This is a genomic window from Streptomyces sp. NPDC048270 (assembly GCF_040652335.1).
In the GTDB taxonomy this organism is placed as follows: domain Bacteria; phylum Actinomycetota; class Actinomycetes; order Streptomycetales; family Streptomycetaceae; genus Streptomyces.
Map to the genome: position 1 here is coordinate 75247 of NZ_JBEZLV010000018.1, position 17422 is coordinate 92668.

The window sequence follows — 17422 nt, forward strand, 5'->3', positions numbered from 1 at the left end:
CCGAGGTCAGTCGGCGGTGCGTGCGGGCGCGTCCTCGTCGGAAGGCGGCGGCCGCAGCAGGCTCAGGGCCACGGACGCGGCGAGGACGAGGACGATCACGGCGAGGCTGAGCGGTGAGGGGATCTCCGGGATCGCCGGGCTGATCAGCTTGTGCGAGGCCTGCAGGACCAGCTTCACGCCGATGAAGGCGAGGATCAGCGCCAGCCCCTTGCCGAGGTAGTGGAAGCGGTCCAGCATGCCGGCCAGCATGAAGTACAGCGCCCGGAGCCCGAGGATGGCGAACGCGTTGCTGCTGTAGACGATGAAGGCGTCGCTGCTCACCGCGAGCACGGCCGGCACGCTGTCCACGGCGAAGACCAGGTCCGCCGCCTCGATCGCGGCCACCACCGCGAGCAGCGGGGTCGCGACCCGTCTGCCCGCCTCCTTGAGGAAGAACTTCGTCCCGGCGTACTCGTCGCGGACCGGCATGATCTTCCGCAGCAGCCGCACCGCGATGCTCCGCCCCGGGTCGAAGCTGTCGTCCTCCTCCCTGAGGATCTTGTACGTGCTGTAGAAGAGGATGGCCGCGAAGACGTACAGGACGGCCGTGAACCGGCTGACGACCGCGACGCCGGCCGCGAGGAACAGGCCCCGGAACACCAGGGCGCCCAGCACGCCGAGGAACAGCACGCGGTGCTGGTAGGCCCGCGGGACCTTGAAATAGCCGAAGATCAGGGCGAAGACGAAGAGGTTGTCGACCGACAGGCTCTTCTCCAGCAGCCACGCCGTGGTGTACTCGACGCCGGCCTGCGTGCCCACGATGGCGAAGACGGCGCCCCCGAAGGCCAGCGCCAGACCGACCCACACTCCGCTCCACGCGGCCGCCTCGCGGAAGCCGATGACGTGCGCCTCCCGGTGGGCAAGCAGATCGACCGCCAGCGACACCAGGACGGTGGCGGCGAAGACGATCCACAGCCAGTAGGGCACATCGTGCACGGCGAGCCCCCGCGGGACGGCAGGTAGGGCGCCCCCCTTACGTACGAGTCTGCGGGATGGGCGCCGGGTTGTCCTCCGACCGGCCGGAAGGGGCCCTGCCGGGCCGGCTCCGCGTCAGTCGTCGACGTCGTCGTTGAAGCGGTCGGTGCAGGCCTGCTGCTCCTGCTGCGTCCGGGCACCGTCGAGACAGGACCGCAGGTCCTTGCCCTCGTCGGAGTTGAGCAGGGACACCCCGACGGCGACCAGGATCCCCGCGATGACCACGGTCACGGCGCCCAGCGCCACGCCGGTGACGGCCATACCGCGGCCGCCGGCGCCGCCGCGGGCCCTGCGCAGGGCGGCGATGCCGAGACCGATGGCCACCAGGGCCAGCGGGAGGCCGACGAACCACAGCCACAGCAGCAGCAGGGACGCGATGCCGGTGACCAGCGCGGCCACGGCCAGGCCGTTGCGGGCCTTGCCGGGCGCGGCCGCGGGCGGGGGAGAGGCCGGGGGCGGGGATGCGGGAGTGGCGGATGTGGTGGGAGTGGGCTGAGGGGTGGGGCCGGTGTGGTCGGGGGAGCGATACGCGTCGGACATGGGAGGGGCCCCTTCGTGGCTCGGCTGCTGACCAACTGCCCTGCAAGGCAGGGCTGTTCAGCCCGTCTGCCACGAACCCGCCGTTGCAAACCCGCCGTGGGGCCGGATCCCACCCCACCGCAGTGGGTTCCGTCGCCGTCCGGCGATTTTCACTCTATTACCGCATTCGAATGAACCATGATCGTTCGCCATTTTTTCCGTGCTTATGATTCCCGCGCCATGACAGAAAGTCGCAATTGCCGAACGTTATGCGAATCAGCCGACGTCGTCGTTCTCGGTGCCGGTCCCGCCGGCCTCGTGCTCGGCAACCTTCTGGTTGCCGCCGGGATCGACTGCGTCGTCCTCGAACGCGCTGACCGCTCCCACATCCAGACCCGCGCCCGGGCCGGCTTCCTCGCGCCGAACACCGTACGGGTCCTCGACCGCCACGGCCTCGCCGAAGGAATCCACCGCCACGGACGGACCCACGGCACGTGCGAGTTCCGCACGGCGGAGGGCCGCTTCCGCCTCGACTACGCCGCCCTGGGCCGTGGCGAGCAGCACACCGTCTACCCCCAGCAGAACCTGGTGACCGACCTCCTGGCGCGCTACCTCGACGCCGGCGGGCGGATCCGCTTCGGCACCGAGGCGCTGGCCGTCCACGACGCCGACGGCGCCGCGCCGTACGTCACCACCCGCGAACCCGACGGCCGTCCCGCCCGGTGGGACGCCCGGTACGTGGCCGGCTGCGACGGCCGGCACGGTGCGGCCCGCCGCTCGCTGCCGCCGGGTGCGGTGCGCCACCGCCACGACTACGGCGTGAGCTGGCTCGGCCTGCTCGCCGAGGCCCCGCCCAGCCTCGACGCCGTCGGCTACGCCGTCCACGACCGGGGCTTCGCCGGCCATATGGCCCGCAGCCCGCAGATCACGCGCTACTACCTCCAGTGCGGCCGGGGCCTGCCCGCCGACGCGTGGTCCGAGGAGCGGATCTGGGACGAGCTCGACCTGCGGATGCGCGCAGCGGACCACGGCCCGCTGCACAGGGGGCCGATCATCGAGCGCTGTGTCGTCGACCTGGCGTGCGACGTGGTCGACTCGCTGCGCCACGGCTCGCTCCTGCTCGCCGGTGACGCGGCCAGCCTGACCGCCCCGGCCGCCGCGAAGGGCGCGAACCTCGCCGTCCTGGAGGCAGAGCTCCTGGCCGGCGCCCTGGCCGAGGCGCTTGCCCAGGGGAACGGCGCAGCCCTCGACCGCTACTCGACGCAGTGCCTGGCGTACATCTGGCGGGCGCAGGAATTCACCCAGTGGATGACGGGCCTGCTCCACGCGATCCCCGGCCAGGACCCGGACGAAGGATCGTTCTTCCACGGCTCCCTGCGACGTGCGCGCCTCGACTCGCTGCGCACCTCGCGCGCGCACCAGGACTGGTTCGCCGAGAACTACGTCGGCGTGTGACCCGGCACCCCACTCCGGTGCCACGCCCCTTCCCCTCCGCGCCCCCCCGCCCCGTACCACCCCAGCGCCGCCACGCCCTGCCCCGCCCTGCCCTGCCCTGATCCGCCCCAGCACCCGCCTGAGGACACCCCCCGTGATGACGACGACGACCCTCCCCGCCGGCCCCGACCTCCCCGCAGCCGAGACGCCTGCCGGCGGCGAAGCGATGCTCCTCCAGGACACGGCCCGCCTGCACGCGGCTGCCGCCTTCGTACGCGAACACGACAGCTCGACCCTGCTGCCCCTGCTGCTGCCCGGCCTGCGCGGACCCGAACTGGAGTCGGTGGCCGCGCACTGCCGGTTCGCCCACGCCGGCCTGCTGCTGTTCCCACCCGACCCGGGGCACCTGCGCGACCAGTTCGCCGACTGCGGGCTGGCCGCCGACACCCCGTCCCAGCCCAGCGTCGTCGTACGGGAGCGCCTCGCCCGGCGCCACCACCGCGACGCGGCCGAACTCGACGTCCGGATCCTGCGCCCCCGCGTCCCCGGCCTCCTCGGGGAGCGCCGCGCGGTGGAGGTGTTCGCCCTCACGGTGCCCGCCGGCTCGGACCTGGAACCGATCGCCGCGCACGAGCGGGCCCGCGGCCACGAGGCCCATCTCGCCTTCGAACTGGAGCACCCGGACCCGCTGGTCCTGCGCGGCCTGTGCACGGTGCTCACCCGCCACGGCGCCCGCCCCGACGGCGGCGGATACAACCCGCACGAGGACGGCACCGTCCTGTACTTCACCGCTCCCCGAGCCACCGCGTGCGGCTACCGGCGCCTGGAGCTGTACACGCCCGGCGACCACCCCGACGCCCTCGCGGCCCACCTAGAACCCGACGAGCACCCCGGCGCCCGCGGCCCCGCTGAATCGCTCCTCCACCTCCTCACCGGAGCATGGGCCACCCAGGCCCTCGGCGCGTTCACGCGCCTTCACCTGCCCGACGCCATGGACACCGAAGCAGCCACCAGCACCCCGGAGCTCGCCCGGCGTACCGGCACCCGCCCCGACAGCCTCGCCACGCTCCTGCGCTACCTCGCGATGCTCGGTGTCGTGGCCGGGGGAGCCGAGGGCCGGGACGGCTTCCGCCTGACCCCGCTCGGCCGTCTGCTGCGCGCCGACTCGCCCGACACGATGCGCCCGCTCGCCCTGATGTACGCGGGCCCCTTCTACCGTTCCTTCGCCGCCCTGGACCACACCGTACGGACCGGGCAGCCGGCCTTCGACCACCTCTTCGGCGAGAACCACTTCGACCACTTCGCCCGCGACCCCGAACTCGCCGACCTCTTCGACCGGTCGATGTCGGCGAGCTCCCGCATGTTCCAGCCGCTCCCCGACCACCCGGTGATCACCGCCGCGGCCCGGGCCCGGGCCCCCAGGACCGTCATCGACGTGGCCGGCGGCAACGGGGAACTCCTCGGCCGCATCCTCACCGCCCACCCGCGACTGCGCGGCGCGCTCCTGGAGCGCCCCCACGCCGTCGAGGCCGCCCACCGCTCGCTCGACGCCATGGGCTGCGGCGCCCGCTGCGACTACCTCAGCGGCGACTTCGCCGACCTGCCCCACGGCGGCGACGTCTACGTCCTGTCCCGCATCCTGCACGACTGGGACGACGACCGGTGCCGGGAGATCCTGCGCCACTGCGCCCGCGCGATGCCCGCCCACGCCGACCTGCTGATCGTGGAACGGCTCCTGCCCGCCGACGCCTCCCCCTCGCTGGCCACGGCCTGGGACCTGCACATGATGTGCAACGTCGGCGGCCGCGAGCGCACGGCCGAGCACTACGCCCGGCTCCTCGCCGACGCCGGACTGGAGCTCCTCGACCGCACGCCCCTACCCCTGGAGGCCCACGTCCTGCACGCCCGCAAGGCCCCGCCCGAGGGCTCGGGTTCCGCACCGCGACCGTGGACGACCCCGACCGGGTGAAAGCGGGTGCCGTAGCGGCGATGAGTTCGGGGCGATCTGCAGGTCTATCCCTTGACTGGGACGACCGACCACCGGGAGCAGGCCATGGGACTCATCCACATCGAGATGTTCGCGACCCTCGACCTCGTCGGGCAGGCGCCCGGCGGCCCCGACGAGGACCCCATCGGGTTCCCCTTCGGCGGCTGGCAGGCGCCGCTGCTGGACGAGGTCGCCGGGGCACAGATCGGTGCCGCGTACGAGGGCACGGACGCCCTCCTGCTCGGCCGGCGGACGTACGACATCTTCGCCGCCTTCTGGCCCCACCAGAAGGGCGGCGAGGACGGTGAGATCGCCGAGCTCTTCAACCGCATCCCGAAGTACGTGGCCTCCCGCGGCAGGCCCGACCTCTCGTGGGCGGGGTCCACGCAGCTCGGCCCCGACCTGGCCGACGCGGTGCGCGAGATCCGCGACCGGCACGAGAACGTGAAGGTCGTCGGAAGCCTCAACCTCGTCCAGACCCTCCTGCGCGAGAAGCTCTTCGACCGCCTCGACCTCTGGCTGCACCCGATCGTGCTCGGCGTCGGGAAGAAGGTCTTCGACGACGGCGCGGTACCCACCAACCTCACCCTCCTCGCACCCCCGGCGGCCGGCCCGAAGGGCGCCGTGCACCTCCGCTACGGCCTCGCCGACGGCATCCCCGCGACGGGGGACATGAGCGCACCCGACCGCGGCGCCACGACCGGCGACTGAGCCCGACCCCAACCCACCCGGCGGCACGCTTCGGCCTAGAGCCACTTGTTGCGGCGCAGGGCCCGGTAGACGACCGTGCACACGGTGACGATGAGGATCCAGACGGCCGGGTAGCCGTACGGGGAACGCAGTTCGGGCATGTGGTCGAAGTTCATGCCGTACACGCCGACGATCATGGTGGGGACGGCGACCAGGGCCGCCCATGCGCTGATCCGGCGCATGTCGGCGTTCTGCTGGACGCCGAGCTGGGCGATGCTGGCACTGAGCATCCCCGCGATCAGCTCGTCGAAGGACAGGATCTGCTCGCTGACCCGGTGGTGGTGGTCGGCGACGTCCCGGAAGTAGGTGGCCACGTCCTTCGGGATCTGCGCGACGCTGCCCTCACTGAGGCGCTGGAGCGCAGGTGCCAACGGCATCACAGCGCGCTTGAACTCCAGGAGTTCGCGTTTGAGCTGGTAGATGCGCCCGGCGTCCACCGGCAGGTCCGGGGAGAAGACCTCGCTCTCCAGCGTGTCGACATCGCCGGCGAAGGCGTCCGCCACTTCGACGTACCGGTCCACGACCATGTCCGCGACCGCGTGCAGGACGGCCGCGGGCCCGCAGCCCAGCTGCCGCGGGTCGTCCTGGAGCTGCTGCCGCACCCCGTCCAGCGACGGGGCGCTGCCGTGGCGCACGGTGATGGCGTATCCGGGCCCGGCGAAGACCATGATCTCGCCGGTGTCGACGATCTCGCTGGTCGCGGTGACCTTCTCGTGGTCGACGTAGACGATCGTCTTCAGAACCAGGAACAGCATGTCGCCGTAGCGCTCCAACTTGGGCCGCTGATGCGCGTGGACGGCGTCCTCGACGGCCAGGGGGTGCAGGCCGAAGGCCTCGGCAACCTCCTGCAGCTGCGCTCCGCTCGGCTCGTACAGGCCGATCCACGCGAACCGCCCCGCCTCGGGGTCTATCCGCTCCAGGATCCTGCCCAGGTTCACCTGCCCGGGGATCCGCTTCCCGTTCTCGTACAGGGCGCAGTCCACCACCGCCGAGGGCAGGCCCCCGGTCTCGTTCCCGTACCGCGCCGCCATGTGCCGCCTCCTGTCTGCCGTCGGACGTCCAGGGAGGCAACCTACCCGCGACCGGCGCATGATCACCGCACGCCGCCGAGGGGCCTGCGGTGTGCTGCGTACCGCGCCTGATCTGCGGCTCAGCCGGCTTGTGCGCCGCTCTGCGTCTGCGGCGCCTGCTCTCCTGCGGCCTGGGTTCCCGCTCCCCGCGACGGGGCGAGGAAGACGGCCATGGTCACGGCCAGGTAGAGCGCCCACACCGCCAGCTGGAGGACCGTCGGGTCGGGCTGGAAGTTGAAGACGCCCTTGAGCAGGACCCCGTACCAGCTGTCCGGCGGGATGACCCCGCTGATGTCGAAGGCCCTGTTCTCCAGGCCGCCCAGGAAGCGGGCCTCCTGGAGGTCGTGGACCCCGTACGCCAGCACGCCCGCGGCCACGACCACCAGCATGGCCCCGGTCCACTTGAAGAACCTCGCCAGGTTGATCTTCAGTGCACCGCGGTAGAACAGCCAGCCCAGCACGATCGCCGTGGCGATGCCCAGTAGTACCCCGGCCAGCGGCGCGGGGGATCCCTCGCCGCCGGCGCGTACCGAGGCCCACACGAACAGGGCGGTCTCCAGGCCCTCGCGGCCCACCGCGAGGAAGGCGGTGGTCACCAGCGCGCCGGTACCGACGGCGAGGGCGGCGTCGAGCTTGCCGTGGAGTTCGGCCTTGAGGTGCCGGGCGGTGCGCTTCATCCAGAAGACCATCCACGTCACCAGGCCGACGGAGAGGATCGACAGGGTCCCGCCGATCAGCTCCTGCGCCTCGAAGGTGAGCTCCTGGGTGCCGAACTCGAGGAGGGCGCCGAAGGCGAGCGAGATCGCGCAGGCGATCCCGACGCCGAGCCACACCGGGCGCAGTGCGGCCCGGTTCTCGGTCTTGACGAGGTAGGCGATCAGGATGCAGACGACGAGGCTGGCTTCCAGGCCCTCGCGCAGGCCGATCAGGTAGTTGCCGAACACGGCGGTCCCTCCACGGTGTTGATCAAGAGAACAGTGTCCGGCCCCACCAGTCGTCCTTGTCGCGGACGCCCGGCGGGACGGCGAAGACGGCCGAACCCACGTGCTGGATGTATTCGTTGAGGACGTCGGACTTCGCCAGGCTGCGCTGGACCGGCACGAAGCCGGTGCGGACGTCGCGCTGGTAGGCGAGGAAGAACAGGCCCGCGTCGAGCCGGCCCAGACCGTCCGTGCCGTCGGTGAAGGAGTAGCCGCGGCGCAGGATGGTCGCCCCGTTGTTGCTGTCGGGGTGTGCGAGGCGGACGTGCGCCTCGGGCTTCATGGCCTTCAGGAACGGCTCGTCGCGTTCCCTGGACTTGCCGACCGGAGCGCCCTCGCCCTTGTCGCGGCCGAAGATGTCCTCCTGCTCCTGGAGGGAGGTGCGGTCCCAGGTCTCGATGTTCATGCGGATGCGCCGGGCGACCAGGTAGGAGCCCCCGGTCATCCAGTCGCCGCCGTCCCCGGCGCCCACCCACACGTGCTGGTCCAGGGCCGCGGTGTCGGTGCCCGAGATGTTTCGGGTGCCGTCCTTGAACCCCATCATGTTGCGCGGGGTCTGCTCGTCCGGCGTGGTGGAGGACGTCTTGCCGAAGCCGAGCTGCGACCAGCGCATCGCGGTCCGGCCGAAGCCGATGCGGGCGAGCTGCCGGATGGCGTGCACCGCGACCTGCGGGTCGTCGGCGCAGGCCTGGACGCAGAGGTCGCCGCCGGAGCGGGCCGGGTCCAGGTTGTCGCCCGGGAACAGCTCCAGGTCCACCAGAGCCGCGGGGCGCCTGCCGTCCAGGCCGAAACGGTCCTTGGCGAACAGGCCCGGGCCGAACCCGATGGTCAGGGTCAGTCGGGAGGGCTTCAGACCCAGCGCCTCACCCGTGTCGTCCGGCGGAGCCTGGGGCAGGCCGCCGAAGCCGCCCTCGCCGACCGGGAGCCCGGCCGTCATCAGCCGGGCCGCGACGGTCCATTCCTTCAGCAGCGAGACCAGCTCGGCACGGTCCTTGGTCTTCACGTCGAAGGCCGCGAAGTGCAGCCGGTCCTGGACCGCCGTCGCGATCCCGGCCTGGTGCTGCCCGTGGAAGGGCACGGCGCCGCCCGCCGCGGCCGCGGGGACCGCGTCCGATCCGGCGTGGAAGGCGGCGACCCCGCCGCCGGCCGCGGCGGCACCGAGCGCGAGCCCGGCACCGCCCCAGCCGAGCACGGCGCGCCGCGAGGGCGTGTGCGCCGCACTGCCGGCCTGCTCCGGCTCCGAGTCACTCATCCGGCTCTCCCGCCTCTCCCGTCCATGCTTCCGTCCGGCCGGGACTACTTGACGACCGCGGCGGCCAGCTTCGAGAGCGGCTCGGCCAGCGCGTTCACACCGTCCGAGAGCTCCTTGCGCTCCGCCTCGCCGACCTTGTCGTACGAGGTGAACTCGTAGGAGGCCTTGTCGGCCCGGTACTTGTCGAGCAGTGCGGACAGCGCGGCGAACTGCGTGTCCAGCTGCTTGGCGAGCTCCGGGTCGTTCTTCTGCGCGGTCGGCTTCAGGAGCTCGTAGGACTTCTGCGCGCCTTCGACGTTGGCCTTGAAGTCGACGAGGTCGGTGTGGCTGTAGCGCTCTTCCTCGCCGGTCACCTTGCCGGTGGCGACCTCGTCGAGCAGCTCCTTCGCGCCGTTGGCCATGGAGGTCGGGGTTATCTCCGCCTGGCCGACCTTCTTCTGCCAGTCGGTGAGGTCGGTGATCAGGGTGTCGGCGAGCTTCTTCTCCTCGTCGCCGATCTTGCCGTCCTGGAACAGCGCCTTCTCCAGGCGGTGCCAGCCGGTCCAGTCCTTCGCCGGGTCCTGGCCGGCCTCCAGACCGTCCTCGCGGACGTCGACCTTCGGGTCGATGTCGCCGAAGGACTCGGCGACCGGCTCGGTGCGCTCCCAGCCGATGCGGGAGGGGGCGTAGGCCTTCTTCGCGGCCTCGACGTCCCCGGCCTTGACGGCGTCCGCGAAGACCTGGGCCTTCGGCAGTGTCTCGTCGGCCTGCTCCTGCACGTACTTGCGGTACGCGGCGACCGCGGCGTCCAGCTCGGGGCTGCGCTTCTCGCCGCCGCCCTGGCCGGTGGCCTTGACCTTCTGGCGGATGCCGTCGCCCTTCATGCCGGGCTTGCAGACGATCTCGTAGTCGCCGGCCTTGATCTCGGCGGTGATGGAGGCCTTGGTGCCGGGACCGATGTTCTCGCGCTCGGTGACGATCCGGTCGTCGGGGAAGAGCACGTAGAGCTCGGTGACCTTGGAGCCCTTGTTCTCCACGTCGATGGTGACCTTGCCCGCCGGGAACTCGGTCTTGGAGACCTCGCAGGCGCTGTCCGACGCGGCGACCTTGACCGCCCCGTCACTGCCTCCGGCGCTCTTGTCGGCGCAGCCGGTGACAGCGGTCAGTGCGGCCACGGCAGAGGCGGCGACGATGACAGTGAGGCGGGCGGGACGCATGGAGGCTCCTGGCGATGAGGAAGGGGGGTGAGGCGGCCCTAACTTAGCTGACCCTTACTTCCTCCGGCACAGCTGAGCGGCGGATTTGCCCGCACCATTACCTGATCGAGAGCCTCACGTGACCCGACGAGCGCCGGCCCCGGGCCCGCGGAGCAGCAGGACGGTGGAGTCGCCGGCCTCGAAGCGCTCCGCGCGCCGCCAGCCCTCGCAGACCTGGTCGAGCTCCGCGTCGTCCAGGCAGATCCCGCGCAGATCCGGCCGGTGCCGGCCGGCGTGCGGGGTGATCACGCACAGGACGCCCGCGGGAGCGAGGAGCGCGGCGAGGCCGGCCATGACGCGGGCGCGGTCGGGCAGGTGGGCCAAGGCCCGCCGCATGGCGATGAGCCGGTACCCGCCGTGCGGCGCGAGGGCGGCCACGTCCCCGCTGGTGACGTCGAGCCGGTGGTAGGCGATCCCCTCAGACGTGGTCGCCGCCGCGCGGGCGAGCGCGGACTCCGCCCAGTCCACCGCATCGACCCGGTACCCGAACTCCTGGGCGAGGAATCGCGCCAGTCCGCCGGTCCCGCAGGCCACGTCCAGCGCCCGGGAACCCTGCTCCCCCTCCGGTAGAGCCAGGTGCCGGCTGAGGACGTTCCTCTCGGTTTCGGTGAGCGGCCGGAAGTCCCGGCCGCCGTCATAGTGGGCGTGCCAGTCGTGCATGGTGGGTGTGGTGTTCATGTGTGGGTGGGCGCCTTCCTGCTGCGGGGTGGTCAGGGCCGGTCGATCCGTTGCTCCTCCAGGCCTCCCGGTCCCAGGTGTCGAAGTACACCGGTACCCCCGTGCGGCGGGCCGCGACGGCTGCCTCGAGCCGAGCGTGGTCCCGGCCGGGCATCAGCTCCCGCCACCGGGGAACGGTCAGGGCGCGTACCTCGTCGTGCTCGTCCGGGTCCAGGACGATGTCGGCGAGCCGGCCGGGCGTGAGGCGGCCGCCGTCGAAGACGTAGCCCACCGTGCTCAGCGGCCACTCCTTGCCGGGGAGTCCGAAGACCGCGGCGAGCAGCCGCGGAGGCCCGGACATGACGAGCCCGGTCTCCTCCCGGCACTCCCGTACGGCGGTCTTGCGGTCACAGCACTAGAGACCCTTGGCGGCGTGGAGCCGGTGCAAGGTGCGGCGGCCGCGTTCGGCGACCTCCGGGTCGGCGTGGGCGGTGCCGTACGCGATGCCCGAAACGGCGTCGAAGGCCGTCTCGCAGTCCAGGCGCAGCTCCTCGGCCGGCGTGAGAGGCCTGCCGTACCCGTCGAGGAACGCGGCGCGCAGCTCGGGCCGCCCGGTCCAGGTGTCGCTCAGGCGCGCCATGTCCCGGGTGGCGGTGGCGTACTCCGACCGCTCGAAGTCGAACAGCCGCAGCGCGCCGTCGTCGGTGAGGAGGCAGTTGCGGTACTGCAGGTCCCCGTGCGTGGGCACCACCACGGGCCGCGGGAGGTCCCCGTACACGCGGGTCAGGGCGAGGACCAGCTCCTCGTCCCCATCGGCCAGGTGCGGCCCGGCCTCCGCCAGATGACGCCTCACCTTGTCCGGAGCCGCCGATGGGCCGGTCGGCCGCTCCGGTCCGCTGCGGTGCAGGGCAGAGGCCAGGCGGCCCAGTTCATGCTGGACACGCCCCTCGGCAGCGGCGTCGAGGAGCATGCCGTTCGGGGAGCGCCCCGCCAGCGCGGTGACGAGGACGGCCCGCGCGGTGGTGTCCGCCGCGACGAGGCGGGGCGCCCGGGCGCCGAGCGCCGGCACCCACGTCCGGTACGCGGCCACCTCCCGCTCGTGGAACCGCGCCCCACGGTGCCGTTTGAGGTACCAGACGCCGCCGTCGGCCCCGGTGATCCGCCAGACCCGGTTCCGGTTCCGCGCCCAGGAGGCCTCCGCCGCCTCGGTGATCGGGCCGACGGTCTGTTCGGCGAACGCCCGGAGCCGGTACGGCAGCTCCACCCCGCCGGCGGGCGGGCCGGGCAGGAGCCGGGTGCGGTCGGGGCCGTCCGGGGTGTGGGGGACATGGTCGCCGGGGCGCTGGAAGTGCACGGCGGCGGGCAGTCCGGCGCGGTAGGCGTCCAGGCCGGCCCGGCAGTACGCCACCATCGGATCCGGCAGCCCGTCCAGCGGGTACCAGCCCATGCCGTCGCACCGGTCCGGCTCCCTCACGTGGGGCCGCCCCGACCACCACCGCACTTCGAAGAAGACCCCGATCCGGGACCGCGTACCCATGGGAGGGCGGTGGTGGACGGTGACGGCCGCGGCGACGCTGCCGAGGTCGATGAGGACGCCCGTCTCCTCGCGCGCTTCCCGGATCACCGCCTCGACCATGTCCTCGCCCGGGTCGAGGTGCCCGGACGGGAGGTGCCACAGGCCGGACGCGTACACCGGCCCCGCGCGGCGCGACAGCAGCACCTCGGGGCCGTGCTCGCCCTCGCGGCGCAGGATGAGGTGGACGTCGACCGGCACCGTGTGCCGGGCGGCGGAGCCGCTCACCCCTGAATTCACGGCATCCTCCGGAGGGGAGCAGGACTGGTACAGGTGCTCCCAGAATGCCGCCGGAACGACTGCGTCACGACCCATTCGGGGGTACTGGGCGAACGCTTGTGATCTCGCCCCTCCGGCGGCGGGCCATTGTGCTAAGCGGTACCGGCCTCGTGTTCTCTGATCGCGGCTTCGACGAGGGCGCGTGCTGCCCAGGTGATGGCCTCCTCCTCGTCCTGCGGGCCGAGGCCGCGGACGTCGCGCAGGGCGATCTGGGCCTCCCAGCCGACCACGATCGTCAGGGCCGAGATCAGCCGCCGGAACGCTTCCGGTTCCAGGGTGTCGCGCAGCGGCGCGCACGCCTCCTCCAGCCATTCGACTCGTCGGGGGCCGCGGCGGGGGCCGGTCGGCTCGTCGGCTCCGGTGGTCGGGGGATCGACGGTCAGCCGGATCAGGCGGCGGCCCAGGGGCAGCGACTGCGGTGAGTACTTCAAGAGCGTCCTTATCAGGGCGTCCACCCGCGCCGCGGGGTCGTCGGCGAGTGCGGGATCCGCCAAGGCCTCTTCGACCGGGGGCTCGTTGAGCGCGCCGGCGGTCGCATCGATCAGCAGGTGGTCGAGGCTCGGGAAGTACACGTAGACCGTGCGCCGCGAGACGTCCGCGGCGGCAGCGATCTCATCGATGGACGGCGTCGCACCCCCGGCGCTCAGCCGGACCGCCGCCTCGACGATCGCCTTGCGGGTACGGCGCCGTTGCGCTTCGCGCCCGCCGCGGCGGGCCGGGTCCTCACTGGTCATCGTGGCCCGTCGCTCTCGGGTCGGGGGCGTTGGCGGATCTCTTGACGGTTGATCACCCGATGAGTATATCTTGATGCAGTCATTGCACAGCAGTGCAGTGACTGCATGCCAGTGAGACTTACGTGTGTCATGCGCCAGGCCTGTCACAACCACCGGCTCGCCGGTGTCTCAAGGCCGAACCCACAGACGAAGGAGTCACCGTGAGCGAGAAGAACATCGACGTGGTCGTGATCGGCGGCGGGTACGCCGGTGTCATGGCGGCCAACCGCCTCACCCGGCGCTCCGACGTGACGGTGACGCTGATCAACCCGCGTCCCTCGTTCGTCCACCGGATCCGGCTGCACCAGCTGGTGGGCGGGACCGACGGCGCGGTCGTCGCGTACGAGGACGTCCTCGCCGACCGCGTCCGGCTGGTCGTCGACACCGTCACCCGGATCGACGCGGCCGGCCGCAGCCTTGTCCTGGCGGATGGAGGCACGCTGAGATACGACCACCTCATCTACGCGGTGGGCAGCGGCAGCGCCGATCCGACCGTGCCCGGAGCCGCCGAATTCGCCCACCCGATCGCCACCTTCGAGGACGCGCAGCGGCTGCGCCCGGTCCTCGACGCCGCGCCCGCGACGGCCGCGGTGACGGTCATCGGCGCGGGGCCCACCGGCATCGAGACCGCGGCCGAGCTGGCGGAGGCGGGCCGGGCGGTGACGCTGGTCTGCGGGGGGCTGCTCGGCCCGTACCTGCACGCCCGGGGCCGGCGCTCGGTCGCCAGGCGGCTGGCCAGGCTCGGGGTGAGCGTCGTCGAGGGCCCCGACACGAAGGTGACGGCCGTGACCCGCGATGCCGTACGGCTCGGCGGCGGCCGCACGCTGCCGAGCGAGGTGACCATCTGGACCGTCGGCTTCGGGGTGCCGGACCTGGCCGCGCGCAGCGGGCTGAGCACCGACCCGCTGGGCCGCCTGCTCACGGACGAGACCCTGACCAGCGTGGACGACGACCGTATCGTCGCCGCCGGTGACTCGGCGGCGCCGTCGGGCCTGCCGCTGCGGATGAGCTGCCAGGCCGCGATGCCGATGGGAGCCCGGGCCGCCGACACCGTACTCAGCCGGATCGGAGGCGAACAGCCCGCCTCGCTCAACCAGGTCTTCGGCGCCCAGTGCATCAGCCTGGGCCGGGCGGACGGCATCTTCCAGTTCGCCGACCGGCTCGACCACGCGGTGTGGTTCAACATCGACGGCCGACTCGGCGCGAAGCTCAAGGAACTCGTCTGCTCCGGCGTGGTCAAGCACCTCGCCGACGAGGGCGACAAGCCGGGCGGATACAAGCTGCACCTCATGTCCCGCGGCGGCACGCGCCAGCAGCTCGTGCAGGCCGAACGCGACAACGCGCCGGTCGCCCTCCCGTCGCCCGCCTGACCCGGCGCGGCCCCGCCCGGCGCCCGCAAGCGCCGGGGCCCCGTCTACCGGGTCAGCTGTCCGTGACCGTGAAGAGGGCGTCCGCGCCGGTCATCTCCAGCAGGCGAAGGAACTGGGGCCTCGGGGCGCGCAGGCTGATGTGCCGGCCGTGCTCCGCCGCGGTGTGCCGGGCTTGGACGAGTCCGCTGAGTCCGGAGGAGTCGCAGAAGAGGAGTTCGGACAGGTCGACGACGATCTCCTCCGGGCCGCCGGGTTGGGTGATCGCCGCGTGCAGGGCGTCGTGCAGCATCGAGACCCGGTCGATGTCCATCTCCCCGCCGACGTGCACGACAAGTCGCTGATCATCACCGTTCACCCACACGCCCCGTTCACCACCGGCTTCTGGATCTTCCATACCGCCATGATGAAGCAGGCTGGGCGTGCGGGGGGACACGACGGGTGGGGACGCCCCCGGAGGGGTCGGCCGGCCCTCTTCACCGCCGTGCCGGCCCACCCGTAACGGGCGGCGGAAACCAGCCCCGTCCGGGCCGCTCGGCCGGTAGGGGCCCCGGCCCCGGCCACCCGCGTCCGCGCCGAGCGAACTCGGCCGGAGTTCCACCCCCATGGGTGCGCCCGGTCGGTGACGCCGCGGCCAGAACCTGGGTACGGCAACGCCGGCCGCGCCCGGCTCCTCGCTCGCGGCGCGGAGTGTGCCGCTGTTCGTTATTCGTTTCGTGCCGTGCGGGAGGGCGCCTTACCGTGGCGCGGTGACGACTCAGATGATCATTCTCAACGGTGGTTCCAGCGCGGGGAAGTCAGGGATCGTGCGGTGCCTGCAGGCCGTACTGCCGGATCCGTGGCTGGCGTTCGGGTGCGACGCGTTCGTCGACGCCATGCCCGCGAGGATGCGGGCGTCGGACGAGGGGATCGTGTTCGCGGCGGATGGCCGGGTGAGCGTCGGGGCGGAGTTCCGCGCGCTGGAGGCGGCCTGGACGGAGGGCATCGTGGCGATGGCCCGTGCAGGCGCCAAGGTCATCATCGATGACGTCTTCCTCGGCGGAGCGGCGTCCCAGCAGCGGTGGCAGAAGGCGCTGGGCGCAGTGCCCGTGTTGTGGGTCGGCGTCAGGTGCGAGAGCGAGGTCGCCGCAGGCCGTGAGATCGCACGAGGAGACCGCGTCCAGGGGATGGCCGCGTCGCAGGCGGATGTGGTTCACCGGGGGGTGCTCTATGACCTTGAGGTGGACACGACGCATACCGAGTCCCTGGTGTGTGCGCGAACCATCGCCGCCCGCGTCAGCTGACCGCCGGACCGGTTACCGGCTGCCCGGCAGAACGCCGTGGTGGTCGCAGACCCGTCCGGCAGCCCTATACCCAGGGCGCGGAGCCGTACAGGTCTCCCCAGGCCGGGAACCGGCCGCCCGGGCCGTCATAACCCTCCGCGGCACGCACCGCGTTGACCACGGCCCGGCACACGGCATCCGCCGCGGCGCCCAGGACATCGTTGAACTCCACCAGCCCCACCACCGGATGACCGCCCAGCGCCAGCCCGAAAACCGCGTCCCCGTCGTTCATCAAGTGCACGGGACGGATCGCCCGGGCCAGACCGTCGTGAGCCGTACCGGCCATCTTCTGAACCTGGGCCCGCGTGAGCTCGGCGTTCGTCGCCACCACCGCAAGGGTGGTGTTCATCACCGACTCCGACCCGCCCTCTCCCGGAGCGCCACGCCGCAACCGGGTCGTGGCACGTGCCTGCGCCACGGCCCTCAGTGCCCGCTCGTGCACCTCCGGCCGCGGCCACACATCGCGCCGGCCCGCATAGAACTCCCCGTACAGCGCACCCGACTCGGGATCCACGACCGACCCGGCCGCGTTCACCACCACCAGGGCGCCCACCACCGCCCCGCCGTCGAGGCACACACTGGCGGATCCCACCCCGCCGCGCAGACCGCCGGCCACCGCACCCGTCCCCGCCCCCACGGACCCCTGCGCCACGACGGCGCCCGGCTCCGCGGCCGAGGCGGCCTCCACGGCCCGACGGCCCAACGCCGGCCCCGGCCGAGCACCGAAGTCCCCGCCGCGCCCCAGGTCCAGCAATGCGGCCGCGGGCACCACAGGTACCACCTGCCCGGCAAGCGGCCCCACCGGCACACCCCGGCCCTGCTCCTCCAGCCACTCCATGACGCCGTGCACCGCGGCGAGCCCGTACGCACTGCCACCGGTCAGCACGACCGCGTCCACCCGCTCGACCAGAGCCCGCGGATCCAGCGCATCCGTCTCGTGCGTCCCAGGGCCCCCACCGCGCACGTCCACCGCCGCGACCGCCCCTCCCTGCGGAACCAGCACCACCGTGGTACCCGACAGAGCGCCCTCGCCCGTCAGGGCGGCATGCCCCACGCGCACACCGGCCACGTCCGTTATCGCATCGACCCGATCCACGTACCCACCCCCGATCCCACTGCCGCCCGCCGCCCGCCGGCTGCCGCAACTGCGGCACCAGCAACCCCGGCCGTTGGGCCGGCACCACCCTCCACCCCACCACAACGCACAGGC

17 protein-coding genes are annotated in these 17422 nt (G+C 72.4%); 5 read left to right on the forward strand and 12 right to left on the reverse strand.

Annotated features, from left to right (window positions below; translation table 11 throughout):
* Positions 1-6 precede the first annotated feature (6 nt).
* Together AB0D66_RS18065 and AB0D66_RS18070 are read right to left on the reverse strand one after the other, a co-directional pair.
* Positions 7-975, reverse strand: a complete 969-nt coding sequence (locus tag AB0D66_RS18065) for a TerC family protein (protein ID WP_362303799.1) — start codon at positions 973-975, stop codon at positions 7-9.
* Between the two features lie 114 nt (positions 976-1089).
* Positions 1090-1554 (reverse strand): DUF4190 domain-containing protein, encoded by a 465-nt coding sequence (locus tag AB0D66_RS18070; protein ID WP_362303802.1) that lies wholly within the window; start codon positions 1552-1554, stop codon positions 1090-1092.
* A 219-nt stretch (positions 1555-1773) separates the two neighbouring features.
* On the opposite strand from AB0D66_RS18070, the gene AB0D66_RS18075 reads away from it, so the two are divergent.
* The 3 genes from AB0D66_RS18075 to AB0D66_RS18085 all read left to right on the forward strand — a co-directional run bounded on the left by AB0D66_RS18075 (position 1774) and on the right by AB0D66_RS18085 (position 5665).
* The gene (locus AB0D66_RS18075) at positions 1774-2988 is read left to right on the forward strand and encodes a 4-hydroxybenzoate 3-monooxygenase (RefSeq protein WP_362304008.1); all 1215 of its coding nucleotides are present in this window, start codon (positions 1774-1776) and stop codon (positions 2986-2988) included.
* Between the two features lie 205 nt (positions 2989-3193).
* Entirely contained in the window at positions 3194-4936 is a 1743-nt protein-coding gene (locus AB0D66_RS18080) for a methyltransferase (protein ID WP_362304011.1), read from the forward strand.
* Between the two features lie 84 nt (positions 4937-5020).
* The gene (locus tag AB0D66_RS18085) at positions 5021-5665 is read left to right on the forward strand and encodes a dihydrofolate reductase family protein (RefSeq protein ID WP_362304014.1); all 645 of its coding nucleotides are present in this window, start codon (positions 5021-5023) and stop codon (positions 5663-5665) included.
* A gap of 35 nt (positions 5666-5700) precedes the next feature.
* On the opposite strand, the gene AB0D66_RS18090 is transcribed toward AB0D66_RS18085, so the two are convergent.
* The 8 genes from AB0D66_RS18090 to AB0D66_RS18125 all read right to left on the reverse strand — a co-directional run bounded on the left by AB0D66_RS18090 (position 5701) and on the right by AB0D66_RS18125 (position 13484).
* Positions 5701-6735, reverse strand: coding sequence for a magnesium and cobalt transport protein CorA (locus tag AB0D66_RS18090; RefSeq protein ID WP_362303805.1), 1035 nt, complete (start codon positions 6733-6735; stop codon positions 5701-5703).
* A 119-nt stretch (positions 6736-6854) separates the two neighbouring features.
* Positions 6855-7718 carry an iron uptake transporter permease EfeU gene (gene efeU / locus AB0D66_RS18095; protein WP_362303808.1) on the reverse strand — a complete coding sequence of 288 codons (864 nt, stop codon included), beginning with the start codon at positions 7716-7718 and terminating at the stop codon, positions 6855-6857.
* Between the two features lie 22 nt (positions 7719-7740).
* On the reverse strand, positions 7741-9006 hold the full coding sequence (gene efeB / locus AB0D66_RS18100; RefSeq protein ID WP_362303811.1) for an iron uptake transporter deferrochelatase/peroxidase subunit: 1266 nt from the start codon (positions 9004-9006) through the stop codon (positions 7741-7743).
* 44 nt (positions 9007-9050) lie between these two features.
* Positions 9051-10202: an iron uptake system protein EfeO gene (gene efeO / locus AB0D66_RS18105; RefSeq protein WP_362303813.1), complete on the reverse strand. Its 1152-nt coding sequence runs from the start codon at positions 10200-10202 to the stop codon at positions 9051-9053.
* A gap of 114 nt (positions 10203-10316) precedes the next feature.
* On the reverse strand, positions 10317-10919 hold the full coding sequence (locus AB0D66_RS18110; RefSeq protein WP_362303815.1) for a methyltransferase domain-containing protein: 603 nt from the start codon (positions 10917-10919) through the stop codon (positions 10317-10319).
* Positions 10876-11259 carry a hypothetical protein gene (locus AB0D66_RS18115; protein WP_362303818.1) on the reverse strand — a complete coding sequence of 128 codons (384 nt, stop codon included), beginning with the start codon at positions 11257-11259 and terminating at the stop codon, positions 10876-10878. Before AB0D66_RS18115 ends, AB0D66_RS18110 begins: the two co-directional genes overlap by 44 nt.
* A 54-nt stretch (positions 11260-11313) precedes the next feature.
* Positions 11314-12711 (reverse strand): NUDIX domain-containing protein, encoded by a 1398-nt coding sequence (locus AB0D66_RS18120; protein WP_362303820.1) that lies wholly within the window; start codon positions 12709-12711, stop codon positions 11314-11316.
* A 131-nt stretch (positions 12712-12842) separates the two neighbouring features.
* Positions 12843-13484: a TetR/AcrR family transcriptional regulator gene (locus tag AB0D66_RS18125; RefSeq protein ID WP_362303823.1), complete on the reverse strand. Its 642-nt coding sequence runs from the start codon at positions 13482-13484 to the stop codon at positions 12843-12845.
* Positions 13485-13738: 254 nt separating this feature from the next.
* Between AB0D66_RS18125 and AB0D66_RS18130 the strand changes: the two genes are divergently transcribed.
* Positions 13739-14893: an FAD-dependent oxidoreductase gene (locus AB0D66_RS18130; protein ID WP_362304017.1), complete on the forward strand. Its 1155-nt coding sequence runs from the start codon at positions 13739-13741 to the stop codon at positions 14891-14893.
* 52 nt (positions 14894-14945) lie between these two features.
* Here the strand turns inward: AB0D66_RS18130 and AB0D66_RS18135 are convergent, their stop codons facing one another.
* Entirely contained in the window at positions 14946-15287 is a 342-nt protein-coding gene (locus tag AB0D66_RS18135; RefSeq protein WP_362303826.1) for an STAS domain-containing protein, read from the reverse strand.
* A gap of 352 nt (positions 15288-15639) precedes the next feature.
* On the opposite strand from AB0D66_RS18135, the gene cpt reads away from it, so the two are divergent.
* Positions 15640-16173, forward strand: coding sequence for a chloramphenicol phosphotransferase CPT (gene cpt / locus AB0D66_RS18140; protein WP_362303829.1), 534 nt, complete (start codon positions 15640-15642; stop codon positions 16171-16173).
* A gap of 64 nt (positions 16174-16237) precedes the next feature.
* Here the strand turns inward: cpt and AB0D66_RS18145 are convergent, their stop codons facing one another.
* Positions 16238-17308 (reverse strand): P1 family peptidase, encoded by a 1071-nt coding sequence (locus tag AB0D66_RS18145; protein WP_362303832.1) that lies wholly within the window; start codon positions 17306-17308, stop codon positions 16238-16240.
* Positions 17309-17422 lie beyond the last annotated feature (114 nt).